This window comes from Ilumatobacter sp., from assembly GCF_046290335.1.
GTDB lineage: Bacteria > Actinomycetota > Acidimicrobiia > Acidimicrobiales > Ilumatobacteraceae > Ilumatobacter_A.
The window spans coordinates 285,765-306,854 of sequence record NZ_JBKAGH010000003.1 but is presented as its reverse complement, the minus strand read 5'-3'; the positions used below and the strand labels follow the sequence as shown (position 1 = coordinate 306,854).

Annotated in this window: 14 protein-coding genes and 1 tRNA gene; 6 read left to right on the top strand and 9 right to left on the bottom strand. The window is 68.5% G+C overall.

Going from position 1 to position 21,090, the window contains the following annotated elements; genetic code table 11:
• Nucleotides 1-73: 73 nt before the first annotated feature.
• The 3 genes from ACE37B_RS13980 to ACE37B_RS13970 all read right to left on the bottom strand — a co-directional run bounded on the left by ACE37B_RS13980 (nucleotide 74) and on the right by ACE37B_RS13970 (nucleotide 7,286).
• The gene (locus ACE37B_RS13980) at nucleotides 74-2,242 is read right to left on the bottom strand and encodes a hypothetical protein (RefSeq protein WP_409923938.1); all 2,169 of its coding nucleotides are present in this window, start codon (nucleotides 2,240-2,242) and stop codon (nucleotides 74-76) included.
• A gap of 53 nt (nucleotides 2,243-2,295) precedes the next feature.
• Entirely contained in the window at nucleotides 2,296-2,886 is a 591-nt protein-coding gene (locus ACE37B_RS13975) for a sigma-70 family RNA polymerase sigma factor (protein ID WP_409923937.1), read from the bottom strand.
• A gap of 116 nt (nucleotides 2,887-3,002) precedes the next feature.
• Nucleotides 3,003-7,286, bottom strand: coding sequence for an FtsK/SpoIIIE domain-containing protein (locus tag ACE37B_RS13970; RefSeq protein WP_409923936.1), 4,284 nt, complete (start codon nucleotides 7,284-7,286; stop codon nucleotides 3,003-3,005).
• 306 nt (nucleotides 7,287-7,592) lie between these two features.
• Here ACE37B_RS13970 and ACE37B_RS13965 point away from each other — a divergent pair, with 306 nt between their 5' ends.
• A complete protein-coding gene (locus ACE37B_RS13965; protein WP_409923935.1) occupies nucleotides 7,593-8,429 on the top strand; it encodes a hypothetical protein in 837 nt (278 codons plus the stop codon).
• A 39-nt stretch (nucleotides 8,430-8,468) separates the two neighbouring features.
• Here ACE37B_RS13965 and ACE37B_RS13960 read toward each other — a convergent pair whose 3' ends face one another.
• Entirely contained in the window at nucleotides 8,469-9,071 is a 603-nt protein-coding gene (locus ACE37B_RS13960) for a TetR/AcrR family transcriptional regulator (RefSeq protein WP_409923934.1), read from the bottom strand.
• Nucleotides 9,064-10,671 carry an MFS transporter gene (locus tag ACE37B_RS13955; protein ID WP_409923933.1) on the bottom strand — a complete coding sequence of 536 codons (1,608 nt, stop codon included), beginning with the start codon at nucleotides 10,669-10,671 and terminating at the stop codon, nucleotides 9,064-9,066. Before ACE37B_RS13955 ends, ACE37B_RS13960 begins: the two co-directional genes overlap by 8 nt.
• Nucleotides 10,672-10,825: 154 nt before the next feature.
• Between ACE37B_RS13955 and ACE37B_RS13950 the strand changes: the two genes are divergently transcribed.
• The gene (locus tag ACE37B_RS13950; protein WP_409923932.1) at nucleotides 10,826-12,040 is read left to right on the top strand and encodes a peptidoglycan-binding protein; all 1,215 of its coding nucleotides are present in this window, start codon (nucleotides 10,826-10,828) and stop codon (nucleotides 12,038-12,040) included.
• Between the two features lie 52 nt (nucleotides 12,041-12,092).
• Here the strand turns inward: ACE37B_RS13950 and ACE37B_RS13945 are convergent, their stop codons facing one another.
• A complete protein-coding gene (locus tag ACE37B_RS13945) occupies nucleotides 12,093-13,376 on the bottom strand; it encodes a cytochrome P450 (protein WP_409923931.1) in 1,284 nt (427 codons plus the stop codon).
• Nucleotides 13,377-13,504: 128 nt separating this feature from the next.
• Between ACE37B_RS13945 and ACE37B_RS13940 the strand changes: the two genes are divergently transcribed.
• Complete coding sequence (locus ACE37B_RS13940) at nucleotides 13,505-14,188, top strand: SDR family NAD(P)-dependent oxidoreductase (RefSeq protein ID WP_409923930.1); 684 nt, start codon at nucleotides 13,505-13,507, stop codon at nucleotides 14,186-14,188.
• Between the two features lie 13 nt (nucleotides 14,189-14,201).
• On the opposite strand, the gene ACE37B_RS13935 is transcribed toward ACE37B_RS13940, so the two are convergent.
• Nucleotides 14,202-14,828 carry a TetR/AcrR family transcriptional regulator gene (locus tag ACE37B_RS13935; protein ID WP_409923929.1) on the bottom strand — a complete coding sequence of 209 codons (627 nt, stop codon included), beginning with the start codon at nucleotides 14,826-14,828 and terminating at the stop codon, nucleotides 14,202-14,204.
• Nucleotides 14,829-14,948: 120 nt separating this feature from the next.
• On the opposite strand from ACE37B_RS13935, the gene ACE37B_RS13930 reads away from it, so the two are divergent.
• A complete protein-coding gene (locus ACE37B_RS13930; protein ID WP_409923928.1) occupies nucleotides 14,949-16,706 on the top strand; it encodes an N-acyl-D-amino-acid deacylase family protein in 1,758 nt (585 codons plus the stop codon).
• Between the two features lie 2 nt (nucleotides 16,707-16,708).
• Here the strand turns inward: ACE37B_RS13930 and ACE37B_RS13925 are convergent, their stop codons facing one another.
• Nucleotides 16,709-17,440, bottom strand: a complete 732-nt coding sequence (locus ACE37B_RS13925) for a TIGR03943 family putative permease subunit (protein ID WP_409923927.1) — start codon at nucleotides 17,438-17,440, stop codon at nucleotides 16,709-16,711.
• Nucleotides 17,441-17,445: 5 nt separating this feature from the next.
• The gene (locus tag ACE37B_RS13920) at nucleotides 17,446-18,516 is read right to left on the bottom strand and encodes a permease (protein ID WP_409923926.1); all 1,071 of its coding nucleotides are present in this window, start codon (nucleotides 18,514-18,516) and stop codon (nucleotides 17,446-17,448) included.
• Between the two features lie 183 nt (nucleotides 18,517-18,699).
• Here ACE37B_RS13920 and ACE37B_RS13915 point away from each other — a divergent pair.
• A tRNA-Lys gene (locus tag ACE37B_RS13915) sits at nucleotides 18,700-18,771 on the top strand.
• A gap of 69 nt (nucleotides 18,772-18,840) precedes the next feature.
• Complete coding sequence (locus ACE37B_RS13910) at nucleotides 18,841-21,084, top strand: hypothetical protein (protein WP_409923925.1); 2,244 nt, start codon at nucleotides 18,841-18,843, stop codon at nucleotides 21,082-21,084.
• Nucleotides 21,085-21,090 lie beyond the last annotated feature (6 nt).

Here is a 21,090-nt window from a genome sequence, read left to right as displayed (position 1 = left end):
TCCCCCCGAGTGAACGGGACCCGGTGCCTGGCACCGGGTCCCGTCTCGCGTCCCCGGGTGAACGGATCTCGGATCAGAACTCGAATCGCACCGTCGAGCCGTCGCTCATCGCCACGACCACGACGTTGCCGTTGGCGGCGACGGCGTTCGGCATCGTCGGTCCGTTCGCCGAGTCGACATCGGGCGAGATGACGTCCAACGACTCGTTGAGCCACACGCCGTCGTGGGTTGCCAGGACGTACATCTCGGGTTGGGCGTACTCCGCCTCCCCCTCGACGTAGGTCGTCGTCGACTGAGCTTCCGTGCCAGCCGGCGGGCTGGCGAGTTGGTCGGTGCTGAACGTCGTGATCGCCTCGCCGGTCTCGAGCGACACGATCGTGATGCCGCCGTCCGGCTGCTGGTCGATGCCGTCGAAGGGGATCTCCGAGGCGTTCACGTCGGCGCCCTCGACGGTCTCGGTCGCCACGGTCTCGCCGGTGGCGAGATCGACGAGCGCGTACGACTGCGAGTCCTCGCGGATCGTGACGTCGAGGCGGTGGGTGTCGTTCTCGAACGAGAGGTCGAGGTCCTCGAACGGAACGTCGACCTCGTACGACTCGTCGTAGATCTCGATCGAGTAGAGCAGTGCCGACGAGCCCGGGCTCCACGTCGACAACCCGTCCGGGAGGTCGAGGTCGACGGGCGACCAGGTGAGCGTCGTCGTGTCGAACGAGTACGCCGATGGCGACCCGTCGTTGCCGCGCAAGATCATCACCGGCCCGGTGTCCGCATCGATCAGCGCCATCGGCCACGCACCGGGAGCGCCCGGGTTCCCGACCGGCGTCCAAGTGACGAGGTCGGTCGACAGCGAGAACTCGGAGTCGTCGAACGAGAGCACCCCGGACCCGAACGCGAAGAGCTGGCCGTACCGGAAGGGTTCGAGCTCGACGGCCGTCGGCTCACCACCCCACGTCGCCGACCATCGGGTGACAACTTCGTTGCCGAGCGCACCGTCGAATGCGTCGAAGAGCGGGTCGACACCGAGGTCGTCCCACGTGTACGTCGCTTCGGTCCCCGTGCCGTCTTCGTCGAACGTCTGCAGCACGACCCCGTCCTCGGTCGGATACGTGCTGTAGCCGTACGGATACCGTTCCATGTCGAACCCGATCGTGTCGGCCAGCAACGCTTCCACGCGTGGGTACCGACTCTCGGTCACGTCGAGCACCCAACCGACGTCGTTGGCGACGAGTTGGCCCGGATACACCTCGCGTTGGACGTACGGCGGCAGCTCGTCGGTCGGCACCTCGACCGGGATGCGGACGTCGGTCCACGTCTCGAGGTCGGTGGTCGAGGTCACGATCACCGCAGTGGTCACGGGCGGCACGAACTCCGCTGCGGAGTCGAGCGGGTTGAACGAGCCCGAGGTCGCCCGGTCCGTCTCGAGCTCGTAGGAAACCAGACGGTCACCGGTGCTGACTGCGTGGTACTGCAACACCGGCCGGTCGACTTCGACGTCGGTCCAGGTGACGCCGTCCGACGAGACCCTGGCGTACGACCTGGGCTGCGGCAACGGCTGGCTGTAGATGAAGTCGTTGACCTCCGGGTTGGAGAGCACGACGTCGGCCACTTCGTCGAAGAGACCCGCGTCGGTGAGCAACTCGGTGGCTTCCTGGATCGTCGGGGGAAGCCCGCCGACCTCTTCGAAGAACTGGATGACCTCGTCCGGGAACAGCGCGGTGATCTCCTCCGGCAACTCCGACGGGAGTGGCTGCAGGAACTGCTCCTGTCCGACGATGAGGAATCCGTCCTTCCACGGCATGACCGTCTCCGAGGTCCACGCCGACGCCGACGCCGCGGCGGGCTGAACATCGACCGTCACCGTCGAGGCGTCGGACCCGGCCGGTGCCGCGGCCGGGCCAGCCGTCCCCGGCGCCGCCGCTTCCGCCTCGTCCTGCGTGGTGTCGGTCGCTCCGGGTTCCTCGACCGCGGGCGGCTCGGTGGCGGGAGCGCTGACGATGCGATCGTCCCCGTCGTCGTCGCCGACGATGTTCGTGACGACGACGCCGCCGACCACGAGCGTCGCCACCGCGGCGATGCCGACGAGTGCGGTCGACCGACGGCGCCGGCGGGCGGCCGTGCGTTCGACGACGTGGCGCGTCTCGTCGATCGAGCCGATGTCGATGCGCGTGGCTGCGGATTCGAGCGAGCGCCGGAGGGCGGCGGTGTCGGGCGAGCTGCCGGTCGAGGAATCAGATTCGGTCATGTCATGGGCTCCTGGTGTGCGAACGATGAAAGTGCAATGAACGTGCGAGCGGATCAGTCAGGGCCGAGCGTGGCGGCGAGTTCAGCCAACGCTCGGTGGAGACGGCTCTTGACGGTGCCCGCCTTGACGCCGAGGGCGTCGGCGAGTTGGGCTTCGGACCAGTCGAGGTAGAAGCGGCCCACGATGACGGCGCGGTGATCGATCGACAGCGCCTTGAGCGCCGGCGTCAACCGCGGTTCGATCTCGCCCATCATCGTGTGGGGCTCGTTCGGACCCGTCGCCGCGGACTCGGCGACCTCGCGCTGGGTCTTGCGAAAACGAGACCGAGCCCAGTTGAGCCCGACTCGGTAGACCCAGCCCGCCGGATTGTCGTAGCGAGCGACCCGACGCCACTTCTGCAGCGCACGGGCGAACCCTTCCGCTGCGGCATCGCGTCCGAGCGTCGTGTCACCGAGGGTGAGTGCGAGCGCTCGTACGACGTCGTCGTGGCGGGTTCGGAAGAACTCGTCGAACTCGAGGCCCCCGTCGACGGTGAGGTCGCCGACGAACATCGCGATGTCGGTGTCGGCGGAACCGACCTCCGGGGTACTCGAGGCACGCGACGCGGGCGGTTCCGAGTCGGGTTCACGAGCCTCGGTCGCCATCGCGGTCACCTCTCCAAACGCCTGAGGGCACCGTTTGGTTCCCTGGGTTCGCGATCTTGTCATGAACGCGGCACGAACCGTGGCGCCGCGAGCCTGCGGGGATCACGGTGAGGGCATCACGGTGGAGAGCAAGCGAGTTGGATCTGGCGAAGCGGCCCGGAGTCGACGACCCACGCGAGGCCAGGTCGCGCCGGGATCAACGATCGCCGCGGCACCGTGACGCCGAACACGTCGCCGTCGGGGTCGCCGCGCGACGTCATGACCAGGCCGCAGCGGCCGGCCGCGACACCACGGGTCCAGTGGCCATAGCCGGAGCGCACAGCGTCGGCGCGAGCACCGGCGAGCAGCGTCACGTGCGGATGGTCGCCGGCGATGATCGACGCAAGGAGCCCGTTCGAGTCACCGACACGGTGTGCGTCGTCGATCACGATGAGGAGGTCGGTGTCGACGTCGAGTTGTTCGGGTGTCAGCGCCTGGCGTCGGTCGACGCGCACGATGGCACCATCACCATCACCATCACCGTCACCATCACCATCACCGCGGGCGGCGGCTGAGCCGGTGCTGGCAGACGTCGCCGATCGCCATGCGGCGACGCATCGATCGAGCGCCGTCGACACGCCGGTCCTCGGCTGCCCGATGATCAACACCGCATCGCCTGGCCCGAGTGCGAGGCCGTCCGGCGCGAGGTGCTCGGCATCGAGTCCCAGGAGCAGGCGTCGCTCGCACGAACCCGACATCCAGCCCGACGTCGAGCCCGACATCCAGCCCGACATCGAGCCCCACGTCGAGCCGGAGTGCGCGAGCAGATCGGTGGGCGCGATCACGATCGCCGGGAGTGAGGCGATGGTGTCGGGCCCACCGCTCGTCGCCGAGTCGCGCCCTGCGATGCTCGCGAGCCCGGGGGCTCCCGCCGCGACCTGCGCGAGGTGGCCCGACGAGGCGACCACGAGCGAGCCCGGGCGACCCGACCCGATCGGCGAACGCGCGATGCCGAGGCCGCGTGCGATCGTCGGATCGGCGAGGTGGAACACCCACCGGTCGGCGACCGGGACCGCCGTCAGGGACGTGCCGCCGTCATCGGTCACGATCGTCACCACACCGACCGCGGGCCCGTCGTGCACCACGCGCCGCAGCAACTCGAACGTGTCCGTCCGCTCGACGCTCGACAACGCGGCGCGCAGACTCGACCAGCCGTCGATCATCAGCACGACGTCGCGGTCACTCCCCGCCGCGCCGTCGCAGCGCCGGTCGATCTCGGCGGCGAGGCGCGCCACGAGTCGATGGAGTCGCTCGCCGTCGGTGAGGCGCACGACCCCGCCGCAGTGCGCGAGGCCCGCCAGCGCCTGCACCACGTCGTCGCCCCGAGCGTCGATGACGTAGAGGTGCACGTCGTCGGGGGCTCGATCCCGGCAGGTCGCGGCGGCGAGCGCGATCAACGTCGACGTCGTGCCCGAACCCAGCGAACCGACGAGCGCGAGCGAACCATCGATGGGCCGCCATCGCAGCGGGGCGCGCCGTTGTCGCTCCGGCTGGTCGATGAGCCCGATCACGCCAGATCCCGGCGACTCCCCCAGCATTTCGGCCGGAAGTGGGTGCGGCAGCGGGTCGATCCACGGGCGGTGCGGCGCCGCGAGGTCGAGGACGAACGCAGCTTGCACGACACTGTCGACCGCGACCTCGAGCTCGGTCCGCCCGGTCCCGCTCGTCCCGGAGACGCAAGCGGTCGACGCGTCGCCCCGTCGCCGACGTTCCACCGTGAGGCCACCGGCCGACGAGACGATCGGGCCCGTGCACCAGGCACTCTGGAACACGACGAGTTCGTCGGGCCCGAGGCGCATCGCTGCGCGGCCGGGAACACTGCGCCCGAACGTGGTGGGGGTTGCATCGCCGATGACGTCGACGGCGTCACCACGATCGTTGAGACGCAACGCCAGTCGCAGGTTGGTGTTGGCTCGGATCTCGTCGCTCACCACGCCAGCTGGCCGTTGCGTCGCCAGGAGCAGGTGCACGCCGAGGCTGCGCCCGCGCTGAGCGATGCCGACCAACGCACTGAGAAAATCGGGGAGTTCGGCGGCGAGTGCGGCGAACTCGTCGATCACCACGACCAGACGGGCGATACCCGGCCGGTGACGACCGCGACGGTAGGCGGTGAGGTCGGCTGCTCCGACGGCTCGCAACAGCGACTCGCGTCGATGCAGTTCGGCCGTCAGGCTGGCGAGTGCTCGCTCCGCGAGCCCGTCATCGAGATCCGTCACGACACCGACGGTGTGAGGCAGACGCACACACGCATCGAACGTCGAGCCACCCTTGTAGTCGACGAGCACGAAGTTGAGATGCGCCGGGCTCACCGACACGGCGAGTCCGATGACGAGCGACCGCAACAGTTCGCTCTTGCCGGCACCGGTCGTACCGGCGATCAGGCCGTGCGGTCCGTCGCGGACGAGGTCGACGTCGACCACGCCGTCTGCACCGAGGCCGAGCACCGTCGCCGGTGCGGGGTCGTCACCGTCCGCTCCCCACCGACGTGCGATCGCCTCCGGTCGAGCGACCACGTCGCCGACGAGTTGGGTCAGCGAGACCGTCGTCGGCATGGTCACCCCACCCGAGCGGTCTTCGGGGTCGACGAGCGCGGCGAGACGACGCGCCACGCGGTCGGCCATGTCGATCGACAGACCGGCCACAGCGACGTCGATCCCGTCGCCGCTCATGCCGGTATCGCCGGAGTCGCCGATCCAACGTCCTCGCCCGGTTTCGCCGATGTGGTGCACGCGTCGACACATCGCTGGCACCGGCTCACCTCGCGTGACGACGAGTCCGCTCACACCCGGCCGGGTGAGGAACCGACGAAGCGGCCCGGTGCGGGTGAGCAGCAAGGTCGGGTCGTCGACGACGACGAGCGTTCGGCGGTCGGGGTCGACCTCGTCGAGTTCGTCGGCGAGTCGGGCACGATCGAGCACTGCCGCGTGGCGAGACCTGATCGCGCCGTGCGGCAGCCAGTCGGCCCACGTCCATCGGTCGGGGTCGTCGGTCGCGACCAGCAACTGCCAGTCGGCCGGGCCGCTGTGGACGGCGAGCTGGATGACGATCGAGCGGGTGAGCGCCATCGTCGACGTCGGCGATCCGTCGATCGCCACCGATTCGCCCGACTCGATGCCCATCGCCACCGGGACGCTGGGGAGGCGGCTCGCGCGTTCGACCGCCGACGTCAGCTCGAACTCGAGGTCGCCAGCCGAGTCGATCGGAGGAGTCCATCGAACGGTGCCGACCCCGATCGTGGCGGTCAACGGCGAGCCCTGTTCGTCGTCACGGCTCGGCCCACGAACCCGACGCGACCACAACGCTGACGGGTCGTCGTCGACGAGGCGGATCGCACTCAACAGGTCGCCGCGCTCGGCGCGCAGCTGTCGGGCGTGCTGATCGGCGAGTGTGCGGAGCCGGCCGAGGAAGTCTGCCGACGAGGCCGCGTGGTCGCGGCGGGAGCGCCGGCGCGCTCGGCACACAGCGATCGCGCTCACCGACCATGTCGCGGCCGCTGCGACCGCGCCGACTCCTGCGAAGATCACGAACAGCGCGCTGTCGACGATCGCCGCGATCACGAGTGCACCGGCGACCGCGACCGCTGCGCCAACGAGCCCTGTCATCGGTGGCATCCTCGGCACGTCGGCCCGGACCGGTGCCTGCAGTGTCTCGGCGTCGCTCCCGACATGGGGTCGATGTGCCCGCTGCACGACCCGCCGCCATGGATCAACCGGATGCGCGAGCAGACCGGCCGTCCCACGTCCGTGTTCGGCGAGCCCGGCCAGCTCGGCCGACGAGTCGGAGTTGCAACCGATGACACCGTCCCGGTGCGATGGCCGGACGACGACGACGCTCGACCCGAGGCGCAGTCGACTGCCGGGGGCGAGCTCGTGGTCGTCGTCGACGGGCGTCGAGCCGACGCGAGCGGAGACGGCGCCGGCGAGCTGGGTGAAGCGAACGGTGCCGTCGGAGGCGACGTCGAGGAGGCCGTGGTGGAGTTCGACGGCCGGGTCGCCGAGACGGACATCTGCGTGCGGGGCCCGACCCACCACGTGTCGGCCAACTGACAGTGACTGCCAAGGCGCGCAGTCGGGGCCGGCGACGACGGCGATCTCGACGACCGCCACACCGCCTCGCTCGACGACCGACTCCCCCGTCGAGTCACCCGCCCGGTCGCCGCCGAGACGCGCGCCGATGCGCAGTTCATCGACCGTGCAGATGGGCACGTCGTCGGCGACCCGACGCCCCTCGACGGTCAACTCTGCGAGCCCGATCGCGCCAGCGAGCTCGGCGGCGGTCGTGCAAGGCCCGATGGAGGAGATGGTCGTCGGCTCACCGTCGGGGTCGACGACGGTGAGCGGAGCGAGCGAACGTTCGTCCATGCCGATTCCGTGGGGCGTCGGAGGTCACGAGGGGAAGCCCGCGCACCGACGCCGCTGGATGGACTGACGGAGCCCGTCGGAGAATCTTCAGCGGCGCCGCTTTCTTCATGTCGACGCCCGTCACGTCCGTTCACAGCACCGCTGACCAGGGGCTGTGAGTCGGCGCCATGATGGAATGACGATGCGGTGAGCCCGGCGGTGGATGGCGGTGAGGCCGACATCGGTTCGTGGTGAGGACTGTGGTGAGGACTGTGGTGAGGACTGCGGTGAGGCTCGCTGTGAGCACCGATCGTCATGGTGTTCACCATGACCACAGCCCCGCGCCACCCAGCAACCCATGTCCCGGCCGCCGACACGGCGCCGCTCCCGACCAGCCGTCGGCCGAGGCTGAGCACGCCGGTGCTCGTCGCGCTCGACCACGAATGGAACGTGCTGCGCCGTCAACGGCGAGTGCTGCGGCGGGTCGCCGACTGGCCGACGCTGACACCCGAGAGCGAAACGCTCACCGCGGTCACTCGGTCGATCCGTGACCTCGACGACCTGGTCCGCGCCACCGATCGCGTCTGCCACGACGCCGACGCGGTACTCGCGGCACTCGTCACCATCGCCCGATCCGACGAGGTCGCAGCCCGCGTGGTCTTGCAGCGGATCCTTCCCGCAGTGATCTCCCGGTCCGCGTCGTGGCGTCGACGCGTCGGCAACGAGGCAGCGATGGACATCCTGATCGGCGCCGCAGGGCTGGCGATCGCGGCGTTCGATCCGGTGCGCCGTCCGCACCACATCGCGCCGGCGCTCGTGTCGGACGTCATCTGGATCGCTTACCAGCGCGCACAGCGGCGTCGGCGCCTCGACGTGGAACTCGTGCCGAGTTGGAAGCTCGCCGATTGGTCGGCAGCCGCAGTCACCCGCGACCCGATCGTGGCGCTCGCCGAGGTCGTCGCCGAAGCCGAGCGGGCCGGCGTCGCTGCACGCCATCTCGCGACGATCCGCGACCTGGCTAGAGCGGGCAGCCCGTCACGTGCCGCCAGCGACCACGCGGTGACCCCGAGAACGATCCGGAATCGACGCGACGCAGCAGCCGCCGACATCCGCGATGCGCTCGGACCCGCGTGGCGCGACTGGCGCACGCCGCTGGTGGCGTGATCGCAGGTACGCACGAGCGCCGAGGACAGCGCGTCCAGTTCAGACCGCGCCGAGGACGATGTCGACGACCTCAGGCACCCGCTGCGGGTCGAAGGGCTCGCTCGACATCAGCCGCTCGTAGAAGATCGGCCCGACCAACATCTCGGCGAGCAGGGTCGCATCGGTGCAGCCGGTCGACAGCTCGCCCGAGGCGAGACCCTCGTCGAGGAGGTCGACCAGCGCCTGACGCCGACCGGCGTTGAATCGGTAGTGGTAGGCGCGAACCGAGTCGTCGTACACCGAGGCGCTGATCATCGCGGGCAACGAACCCGAGCGATCGCGATCGGCGAGGTACTCGGCCAACCAGGTCAGCATCACCGTGACGCGTTCGCGCACGGTGCCCGACGTCGGGATGTGCATGCTGTCGCGGATCTGCAGCAACGCCGAGTCGATCAGGTCGAGCTTGCCGTCCCAGTGGCGGTACACCGTCGCCTTGCTCACCCCGGCACGCTTCGCGATCGACTCGATCGTCATCGCGCCGTATCCGACCTCGGAGAGCTCCGCGATCGCTGCCTCGCAGATGACCCGCTTGGAGCGCTCGACACGCGGATCGACCGCGCACGGCTCGCTGTCTGGTCCGGTCGCTGGTGTCGTGTCAGGCATCTCGTGGCATCTCGTCGTCGGTGCGCAGGAACGACGACTCCGCTTCGGTTCGGCGGCCGACGACGAACACGATCGAGCCGATCACGATCGCGACGATCGCCGACGACAGTAGCGACGACGAGAACGCCGTGGTGAACGCGTCTCGCGCACTGGTTGCCAGCGCGCCACCGACCTCGACCGGCAACCCGGCGGCGATCTGGATCGCGGCGCCGATCGACTCGCCCGCCGCGACCGACGCCTCGGCCGGCAGCCCCGCGAGCACCGCCGGGTCGACCTCGCTGCGATACGCCGAGTTGGCGATCGAGCCGAGCACGGCGATGCCGAGCGCGCCACCGACCTCTCGCGTCGTGTCGTTGACGGCCGATCCGACGCCGGCCTTGTTCAAGGGCACCGCCGCCATGATCGATCCCGTGGCCGGTGCGACGGTGATCCCCATGCCGATGCCGAGCAGGACGAGGGAGAGCGCGATGACCAGGTAGCTGGTGCTGGCCTCGACGGTCGACATCACGACGAAGCCGGCTGCCACGAATCCGAAGCCGACCGACATCACGTTGGTCGCGCCGACCCTGGCGGCGATCGCGGCGCTGCGCGGCGAGACCGCGATGAGCGCAGCGGCGAGCGGCAACGTCGCGACACCGGCGTCGAGCGGCGAGTAGTCACGGACGAACTGCAGGAACTGGGTGACGAGGAAGAAGAACCCGAACATCACGAAGAACCCGAAGGTGATGACGCCCGACCCGATCGAGAAGCCGGGGTTGCGGAAGAACGACATCGGCAACATCGGCGTCGGCGAGCGCAGTTCCCAGGCAACGAACCCGCCGAGCGCGATGGCGGCCAGCGCTGCCGAGCCGAGGACCACGAGGCTCGTCCAGCCCTTGACCGGCCCTTCGATGATCGCGAACAGCAACGCAGCGAAGCCGATGATCGACAGCACTGCGCCGACCGGATCAAGCGGAGTCGACTCGTCGTCCTTGGACCGCGGCGACCAGATACTCACGGCGACGAGCACGATGGCGACCGTGACGACGTTGAACAAGAACGCGGCGCCCCACCAGTACGACGGGAAGACCCACCAGTCGGTGAGGAGGAACCCGACGACGAGCGGGCCGAGCGCGCCACCTGCGCCGGCGAACCCGGCCCAGATCGCGATGGCCTTGCCACGCTCGTGCGGCGGGAACACCGCCGAGATGATCGAGAGCGTGGCCGGCATGACGAACGCAGCGCCGATACCCATCACCGCTCGAGCGACGACGACCATCGCCACCGAGTCGGCGAACGTTCCGACGAGCGATCCGACGCCGAACAAGATGAGCCCGCCCTGCAGCGCTCGCTTGCGGCCGAAACGGTCGCCGATCGCTCCCGCCGACAGCAGCAACCCGGCGAACACGATCGCGTAGGAGTCGATGATCCACTGCAGGTCGGTGCTGGTCGCGCCGAGCGCCGGCTGGATCGACGGGATGGCGACGTTGAGTCCCGACACGGCCATGACGACCAGAACGAGGCTGAGCGACATGATCCCGAGCAGGAACCATCGCCGAGCGTGGATCTCGGGGCGTTCGAACAATGGCAGTTCGACCGGTTGCGGGAGGGTGGTGGACATGAGATTCCTCGAGACGGGGTGGCGCAGCAACGACCACCGGTAGCGAAACGCTAGCGTTTCGCTACGAAACGCGTCCGTTTCATACTGTGACGTTCGCCCGCTCTGCACCCGCCGTCGGACGGCCGGTCGGATCGGTCGGTAACCTCGGTGGGCTGTGAATCCCTCCGACCCGCCGACCCCTGCACCGAAAGGCCCGATCGTCGCGGCGATCGCGCTCATCGTGCTGGTGGTGGGGATCGGCATCATCGGAAGCCGGGGCGATTCGGCGGGCTCGGCCGAAGCCGACTCCACCGTTTCGACGACGACCACGTTCGCCCACACCACGTCGATGCCGGCGACGTCGACCACCGATCCGATCACCGTTGCCGAAGCGACGTCGACGCCGACCACACCGCCACTCGATCGCACCCTCTCGCAGGGCCTCGCTGGCGAGGACGTTCGAATGGTGCAGCAACGCCTCGTCGATCTCGGTTTCGACCCGGGTCCCGTCGACGGCATCTACGGGTCGCTCACCACCCAGGCCGTCTGGGCGTTCGAGAAGCTCGTGATGCGCACCCCGCGCGGCGAGGCGACCGGACGCATCACCCCCGAGGCGTGGCAGGTGCTCGGCAACGAGTTGATCATCGCGCCGCGCCGTTCGACCAACGGGCAGACCGACCACACCGAGGTGTACCTGACCGAACAGGTGCTGATCGTGTTCCACAAGGACGTGCCGGCGCTGATCTCGCACATCTCGTCGGGCGAACTCGACGACGACGGCACGCCGGCGACGTATTGCGAGACCGCCACGTACGACACCGACGCGCAGGGTCGCGAACTCGAGGAACCGGTGACCAAGGAAGTGTGCGCCGAGGCGAAGACCCCCGGTGGCGTGTTCACCTACAAGCGACAGGTCCAGGGCAAGCGGGTGAGTCCGCTGGGCGGCATGTGGGATCCCGTGTACTTCAACTACGGCATCGCCGTGCACGGCGCCGAGAACGTTCCTCTCGAGCCGGCGTCGCACGGCTGCGTCCGGATCCCCATGCACATCTCGGAGTACTTCCAAGACGTCATCTCGCTCGGTGATCGCATCCTCGTCTGGAATGGCGACAAGGAACCCGAAGACATCAGCAGAACCGAGTCGCTGCCGTCGTTCGACTATCCCGACCCGAACGCCACGACGACCACCACGACCACGGTGCCACCGAGCACCACCACGACGACCGAAGCCCCCGCGCCGGAGACGACCGAGGCCCCGCCGACGACCAACGCTCCGGCACCGACCACGACCGATGCGACGCCTACGACCGATGCACCGTCGACCACCAGCACCCCGACCACGGTGCCGGCAACGACCGCGGCACCCACCACGACGCTCGCGCCGGACTGATCGGCCCGGCGACCCGGCCAGAAACACCAGCCTCACGCACCAGCCCGGCGAGTCAGCGGGGCGTGAAGCTCACGTGGAGTTCGCGCAACGCTCGCAACACGTAGTTCGGTGCGATCGAGAAGTCGTTCGCTTCGTCGACGAAACCCACGTCGTCGACGTGTCGCAGCAACGCCCGGAACGCATGGATGATCTCGCGACGCGCCAATGGCGCGCCCAGGCAGAAGTGCGTACCGAACCCGAACCCGACGTGCTGCTTGTGGTCGGTGCGCTCCAGATCGAAACGATCGGGCCGTTCGAACGCGGACTCGTCGCGATTCGCGGCACCCCATCGCAGCGCGACCATCGAGTGCGCGGGGATGGTGGTACCGGCCACCTCGACGTCGCGTGTGGTCCAGCGGAACAACGTCTGGACGGGACCTTCCAACCTCACCGCCTCCTCGGCGAGTACCGGCAGGAACCGCTCGGGGTCGGACCGGAGCAACGCCCACTGGTTCGGATGCTCGATCAGCAACTTGAGCGCCTGGCTGATCGCGTTGGTCGTGGTCTCGGAACCTCCGACGAAGGTGTCGGCCATCATCTCGCCGTGCAGTTCTTCATCGGTGAGCGTGCGACCCCACGCGGGGATCACGGTGTTCACGAGATCGGACAGGAGCGTGTCGTTCGGCTCGACGCGGAGTCGTTCGAAGATCGGCTGGAAGTAGTGCTGCGCTTCGATCTCCATCTCGGTCGACCGGACGACCTCATCGGGCGTCTGCATCATCCCGAGTCGTTGAACCCAGGCATCGGTCCACGCCTTGATGCGCCAGATGTCGTCGGGGTCGGCGCCCATCTGGATCCCGATCACGAGTAACGGAAGCGGCACCGCCATCATCTGGACCCAGTCGCAACGACCGGTGGAAGCCGACGCCTCGAGGCAGTCGCGCATCAACTCGTCGGCGATCTCGGCGATCTGCGGTTCGAGCGCGGAGATCCGTGAGGGGCGAAACGCGTGACTGAACAGCGCACGCATCTGCTTGTGTTCGGGATCGTCGCGGCCGCCCAGCGTGCGGCCCGGCACCCATCCTCGGTCGCGATAGAGCTGGAGGATGACGTCCGCGCTCGCTTGTGCAGAGCTGCCACGCGGTCGCTGCGACGAGAACGTCTCGACGTCTCGGGCCGCTTCGCGCACGTCGTGGTATCGGGTGAGCGTCCACATCCTGGTGCGCGGGTCCTGCCACACCGGTGCCTGTTCGCGCAGCGTCCGGTAGGCGCGATACGGGCACTCGTTGACCGCCGGATCGAAGAAATCGACGTCGTCGAGAGAATCGAGCGGTTCGATGACGGCTCCGTCGGACATCGCGCGATGGTAGGGCGATACCGTCCGACACGAACGAGGCGAACGACGTCACGTCACGCACGTCGCGTCACCGCACGTCGCGTCACCGCACGTCGCGTCACGTCACGGCAGAGAGGGAGCGAGGATCGATGGCACAGCAACGAGAACTCAGTGGCGCCGTGGTCGCCGTCGTCGGGGCCACGGGAGGACTCGGCTCGCAGATCGCCGACGCATTGACCGAACGCGGTGCCGTCGTGGTCGCCGTGAACAAGTCGGGTTCGAGCACGACTCGCCCCATCGATGTCGTCGTCGACGTGCGTGACGCGTCGGCGGGCGAGGCCATCGTCGAGTTCGCCACCGCGACGCACGGCCGTCTGGATGGGGTGATCGTCGCCTCCGGCATCGTCGCATTCGGAGCCGTGGACGACACCGACGACATCACCGTCGAGGAGTTGTTCCTCACGAACTCGATGGGGCCGATGTGGCTGGCGAACCGGGTCGGCGCATCGCTCGCGGAGTCGCAGGGCTTCTTCGTCAACATCTCCGGGGTCGTCGCCGCAGCGCCGATGCCGGGCATGGCGGCCTACTCCGCGTCGAAGGCGGCGGCGGCCGCTGCGCTCGAGTCACTGCGCAAGGAATGGCGCCGCTCGAAGGTGCAGGTGCTCGACGTGCAACCGCCGCACACCGAGACGGGGCTCGCCACTCGACCGCTCGCCGGTCAGGCGCCGTCGATGCCCGAAGGGCTCGCTCCGCGATCGGTGGCCGAACGGATCGTCGCCGCGATCGAAGCCGGCGAGACGCACGTCAGCGCCGACGGCTTCGGGGCCGCCTGACTCGCTGCGATCGTCAGTCGGGTTCGGGGATCGTGAGCGCGGCGCGGACCTGTGTGCGCAGGTACCGCTCGAGTTCGTCACGGCTGTGGCCGCGTTCGCGCATCACGTAATCCAGCGACTGGAAGTGCAGCGTCTGATCGATGGACGTGAGTCGCAACGTCCGCTCGCGAGCACTGAACTGGCTGAGTTCCTGGTCGAAGCGCACGTCGATCTGCTCGCGCAGCAAGTCTCGTGCCTTGCGCAACTCGTTGTCGATGTAGGGATCCTCGTGTGCGCGCATCAGCGCCGTGTGCAAGATGTCGGAGATCTGCGCGTAGACCTCGGCGCGAGCGTCGACGACAGCATCGATGCGGTGATCGAGGGGAGCGTCGTTGTCGACCGGGCCGGACGCGTTGACCAGCAGCGGCCGGATCCACTGCATCGACCGCTCGGTCGCCGCGGCCAGCATGTCGGAGCGGTCTTCGAAGTATCGGTAGACGGAGCGGTACGAGACGCCGGCTCTGTCGGCGATCTCGTCGACGGACGGATCATTCTGCCCACTCATGATCAACTCGATGAAGGCGTCGATGACCGCGTCACGATTGCGTGCGCGACGGGCCGTGCGCCCATCGACGTGTGATGCGGACTGCGCAACTGACATTTTGTAAGTCTAGTCGTATGGCCCTTGTCCGGTCGCACGCTGTGCGCTACCGAATGCGACACTTCGGGTCCGACCCACTCTGTCGCTCGATGAGCGAGGCTGCTCCGGAGGTTCCCCAACGTGTTCGACATCATCATCAAGAACGGCACGATCGTCGACGGGACGGGTGCGCCTCCGGTCACCGGCGACGTTGCCATCACCGACGGCACGATCGTCGAAGTCGGTCCCTCCGTCTCCGGCTCGGCTCGCCGCACGATCGACGCCGACGGCGCCCTGGTCACCCCCGGCTGGGTCGACGTGCACACGCACTACGACGGCCAGGTGAGCTGGGACACCGAGATCGCCCCGTCATCGCACAACGGCGTCACCACCGTCGTGATGGGCAACTGCGGCGTCGGCTTCGCCCCCGTCGCGCCGGGCGCGGAACGCGAACTGATCGAGTTGATGGAAGGCGTGGAAGACATCCCCGGCTCCGCCTTGCACGAAGGGATGGAGTGGGGCGAGTGGGAGTCGTTCCCCGACTACCTCGACTACCTCGCCGGGCGCGAGTACGCGCTCGACATCGGCGCGCAGATCGCGCACGGCGCCGTCCGCTTCTATGCGATGGGCGAGCGCGGGCGGGTCAACGAGGACGCGACCGCCGACGACGTCGCCGAGATGAGTCGGCTCGTGGGGGAAGCGATCGAGGCCGGCGCGGTGGGATTCTCGACCTCGCGCACGATCGGCCACCGCGCGCTGTGGGGCGAGCCGGTGCCCGGCACGTTCGCCGCCGACGAGGAGTTGCTGGCGATCGCAGCCGAGATGGGTCGCGTCGGCAAGGGCGTGTTCGAGATGATCCCGGCGGGCACGGTCGGCAAGCTCGAGAACCTCGGCGGGGAGCGCACGACGCAGCAGGCCGAGCACGATCTCATGCGCCGTTTCGGTGAGATCAGCGGTCGGCCGGTCACGTTCACGCTCGTCCAGTCACCCGACTACGAGCCCGACTTGTGGCGCGAGATCCTGGAGCTCACCGATCACGCCAACGCCGCCGGAGCCCGCCTGCACCCGCAGGTGTCATCGCGACCGATCGGGTTCCTGACCGGGTTGAGCGCCTACCACGCCTTCATGCGCAAGCCGACGTATCTGCAGCGGCTCGCCGATCTTCCGTTGGCGGAGCGAGCTCGAGCGATGGCCGACCCCGACATCAAGGCCGCGCTGCTCGCCGAGTCCGACATCCGGCCCGACGCTCCCGGCTCGATGGAGAACGTGGCCGGGTTGTTCCGCCGATCGGCCGCAGTGATGTATCCGCTGTCGGACCCCGTCGACTACGAACCGGGTCTCGACGACATGCTCGGTGCGCACGCTCGCGCCGAGGGCCGCGACCCGCTCGAGTACTTGTACGACTTCTTGATCGCCGACGGCGGCACGCGGTTCGCGTCGCTGAGCACCGTCGACGTCGAGGCTCGGATGAACGTGCTTCGCGAGATGCTGGAGCATCCGGCGACCGTGACCGGGCTGAGCGACGCCGGCGCGCACGTCACGCTGATCTGTGACGGCACGATGCCCACGACGCAGCTCACGTACTGGGCGCGCGATCGTCGCAAGGGCGAGCAGTTGCCGCTCGAGTTCCTCGTCCACAAGCAGACGGCGCGCAACGCTGCGCTGTACGGCTTCGACGATCGCGGGACGATCGCCGTCGGCAAGCGCGCCGACGTCAACGTGATCGACCACGACGCGCTGACCGTTGCGGCCCCCGTCGCGCATCACGATCTCCCCGCAGGGGGCACTCGGTTGATGCAGCCGGTGTCGGGTTACGTCGCCACGATCTGCAACGGAACGGTGACCCGCGATCACGACACCGACACCGGCGAACGCCCGGGCCGACTCGTGCGGAGCTGATCTCAGAACGGGGTTTCGTACGGGTTCGACGGCGGATCGTCGACGATCTCGATACTGATCACGTCGGCTTCGACGAGCTTCGGGGCGCCTTCGGAGAGGTAGCTGCCGCCCGGCGGGGGCCGCCACGTGACGACGGCGCGCACCCATTCGTCGTCGTCGAAGGTCCCGGTGACGCCGCGCACCGCCACCTGCAGCGGGAGACCGTCGGCGGCACAGCAGTTGACCGCGAATCGGGTGAGTCGGAAGCCGTCGGGTATGTCGGGGTCGTTGACGACGATGCCTTCGAGCGCGATCTCCTTGCCGGTCAGCGAGGCGGTCTCGTCCCACAGCGCGCGGCTGAGGAACTCGTAGACGCGCAGGTCGGCCGGGCCCTCGCTGTCATCGATCTCGGGGAGTCCGCGCGGTGGCGTCGATCGTTCGGTCGGCGTCAGCGGTTCGGATCGCTGCGCGGCGGCTGCGCCGAGCGCCGTCGGTGCGACGGCGGTCAGCACGACCAACGGCGCGGCGAGCAGCCAGCCGACGGTCGGGCTGATCGAGCGCCGAGCGGCGTCGCTGTCACGACTCTCCTGTCGCAGCGCAGCGACCCCTTCGATCACGCCGAACACGAGCAGGAGCAGCGCAGAGAGCGCGAGGGGGATCCGCATCTTCTCCTGTACGAACGATCCGTACCCGCCGCTCCAGACCAAGCGCGCCACGAACACGCCGATCGCCACCATGAGCGCAGCGCGACCCATGCGGTTCACAAGAGCACCTGTCCGACGATCACGGCGACCAGTATCGCAACGACGAGTGTGACCGGGGCGAAGATCATCGCGAAGCGGCGGCCGAACACCCCGGCGTGCATGGCGACCAATTTGATGTCGATGACCGGTCCGACGACGAGGAACACGAGACGCGACGTGAGCGAGAACTGTGGGAGGCCGACGGCGACGAACGCGTCGGCCTCGGAGCAGATCGACAGCATGACGGCGAGGGCGGCGAGCAGCAGGATCGACAGCAGTTCGTTGTCGGCGATCGCGTTGAGCGCCGAACGTGGCACGACGAGTTGGAGCGACGCTGCGGCTGCGGCACCGACGACGAGGTAGCCGCCGGCGTGCACGAAGTCACGCGAGGCGACGTCGATGAACTCTTGCCACTTGGGTCGGCGGCGTGTGGTGTCGGCCGAGGTGAGCCGTTCGAACATCTTGACGTCGTTGCGGCGCGCCCACCAGGTGCCGATCGCGATGGCGACGAGGAACGACGCGGTGAACCGGGCGACGACCATCATGTGGTCGTTGGGGAACGCGACTGCGGTCGAGACCAACACGACGGGGTTGATGGCCGGTGCCGCGAGGAGGAACGTGAGCGCGGCGGCCGGTGGCGTGCCGTGCGAGATCAGACGGCCGGCGATGGGCACCGACCCGCATTCGCACCCGGGGAGGGCGAGTCCGGCGGCACCGGCGGCGGGGACGGCGAAGACCTGGCGCTTCGGGACGATGCGACGAACGAAGTCGGGCGAGATGAACGCAGCGATGCCACCGCTGATCGCGACGCCGAGCGCGAGGAACGGCAATGCCTGCAGGCTGACCGAGACGAACAGCGTCGACCACAACCGAAGGTCGTCGTTGTCGAACACGCCGATCCGGTTGCGGACGAGCAACGCGATGAGCAACGGCACCGAGATCGCCAGCGGCCCCCACGCGAACCGGCCCCCGTGCGAATGGCCGAGATGTTGCCCGTGTTCGCCGTGATGATCGTGATCATCGTGGTCGTGACCGTGGTCGTCGGGCTCGACGCGCCCGCCCCCGACCGACTCCGACGTTGACGACACACCAAGACAGTAGTTGCGCATCAGACCGGCGAACCGACATGGCGACCGCGGCGCCACGCACGAACCCCTCGCCGCCGAGGCGTCCGAGTCGCAGCGTTGCACACCGACGCGTTGGCGGTGGGGAACAAACCTCTACGCTTGCTTCCCGCAACACCGGCCGAAAACCGGTTACGCATCACAACGGCCTCTCTAGCTCAATGGTAGAGCAGTGGACTTTTAATCCATTGGTTCAGGGTTCGAGCCCCTGGGGAGGCACGCCAACACCGCCGCTCGGCGTGCGCAGCCGATGCCAGCGTCGAGGACCAGGGGCATACAGTGGCAAAGATGCAGCGGATCTCGGCCTGGCGCTCTGCCTCATCTCGCCAGAGCGTCATCGGGATGCTGGTCGCCGTCGTCGTGTTCGTCGTCGCCGCAGCCTCTGCGCCCGGCTCGTCGGGCTCGCCCATCGTCGGCGCCGACGACACCGTGCCGAGCCAGATCGCGAACTCGGGCGCGCCCGCGACACCCGAGCTGGTGGCCGGTGAACTGGTGGGTGGCGCATCCCGGTTCGTGCCGATCCCGCCGACTCGGGCGCTCGACACCCGATCGAGTTCGAGCTACGCCCGCATGTTCGGCGGCTCGTCGATCTCACTGGACCCGATCAGCGGCACCGGTGTCGCAGCCGCGGCCGGAGTCGACCCCGACGACGTCACGGCCGTCGTCGTCAACACCACGATCGTCAGAGCCGACGGACGCGGGTTCGCCACGATGTGGCCGACCGGCTCCGAGCGGCCGACGGCTGCCACGAACAACACCGAGTTCGAGGGCCACACCATCGGCAATCTCGTCATCGCCCCGCTCGGCTTGGAGCGCAAGATCTCGATCTTTGCGTCGACCGACGTGCACGTGACCGTCGACGTGCTCGCGGTGTTCGTCAGCAGCGGCACGACGAGTGAGGGTCGCTTCGAGCAGCTCGGCCCGATCCGGCACACCGACACTCGCGACACCAACGACCCGATGGCCGCGAACGAACGGCGACGCTTCGACCTGACCACGGCAGGTGTGCCCGCCGACGCCACCGGCGTCGTGATGAACCTCACTGGATTCCGATCGAACGGCCCGGGCTTCTACCGGGTGTGGGCAGCGGGAGCGCCCGAGCCCGACACGGCCAACGTCAACCTGATCGGTACCGGATTCGCGGCCGGCAACCAGGTGATCTCACCGGTCACCGACGGCCAGGTCGACGTCTTCACCAACGTCGGCAGCGACATCACCATCGACGTCACGGGGTACTTCACCGGACCCAGCGCCGCGTCGACCACCGACGGACTGTTCGTCCCACTCGCTCCCGGCCGCCTGCTCGACTCGCGCGAACCGGGCGGCCCGACCGGGTTGACCGGCGGGGCGCGACTGGCGGGCGCGGTCGCGTTCGAGCTGCCCGTCGCCGGGCGAATCGGGGTACCGAATGGCGAGGCGATGGCGGTGGCGCTCAACATCACCGGGAACCAGACCGGCGGCCGCGGGTTCGTGAAGGCATCGGCGGCTGGCGCACCCGAGCCCGCAACCTCGTCGCTCAACTTCACTGCTGCCGGGCAGACCGTGCCCAATCATGCGATCACCTCGATCGATCCGACCAGTGGCGCCGTCGATCTGCTGCCGAGCGTCGACACCCACCTGATCGTCGATGCCTCCGGCTACTTCCTCGCCGACGGTGCGCCAGCGCCGCCTCCGAGCGCGTTCGGTAAGTCGGTCGACCCCGGCTCGTTCGTCCCTGCGCCACTCGGTGAGCCTCCGGCGGCCGGCCCGTACGACTTCTTGTTCGATCGGTCGCGCTACCTGTCGACCGGGGTTCGCCCCAACCCGACGATCGCTTCGCGCTACGACGCGTGTGCGCCGATCCGCTACGCGCTGAACGTCGACATCGCCGACGACGCTGCCATCGCCGACCTGATCACGTCGATCGAGGAAGTCGAGCGATACACCGGCATCGACTTCGACTACGCAGGAGTCACGTCCGCCGGCATGGTCATCGACGACGAGATCCTGTTGCCCGAGGCGTTCAGTCCGATGCTGCCGTACCGCTATCTGCCGCCGGGCGCCGACGTCGTCATCGGCTATTCGCAATCGAGCGACACCCCCGGCCTTCGTGGCGGGGTGATCGGCGTCGGGGGCGGGCTGCGCGTGCCGAGCAGTTCGCTGATGTTCCGCGGTTTCGCCATCATCGACCTGCCCGACCTACCGATGTCGAGCGAGCGGATCGCCACCACGACGCACGAGCTCGGCCACCTGATGGGTCTCGGACACGTGAGCGATTTCGATCCGCGAACCGGACTCCCGAGCGACCGGTTTCAAGGGCTCGGGCCGATCGCTGGGCAGTGGAATGCGAGTGACCTGCTCGAGCAGTTGATGTATCCGCAGCTCAATCCGTCGACCACCACGTTCTCTCCCGGCGACATCCGCGGGTTGTGGGAGCTGTATGGCACGCAGACCTGCGCCGCTCGCGGCACGCTCGAGACCCACACCAGCGCGCCGAACGACGTCCCCGACGAAATCGACTGGCGCGACGTCGAGATCGTCGTCGAGACCTGAGCGACA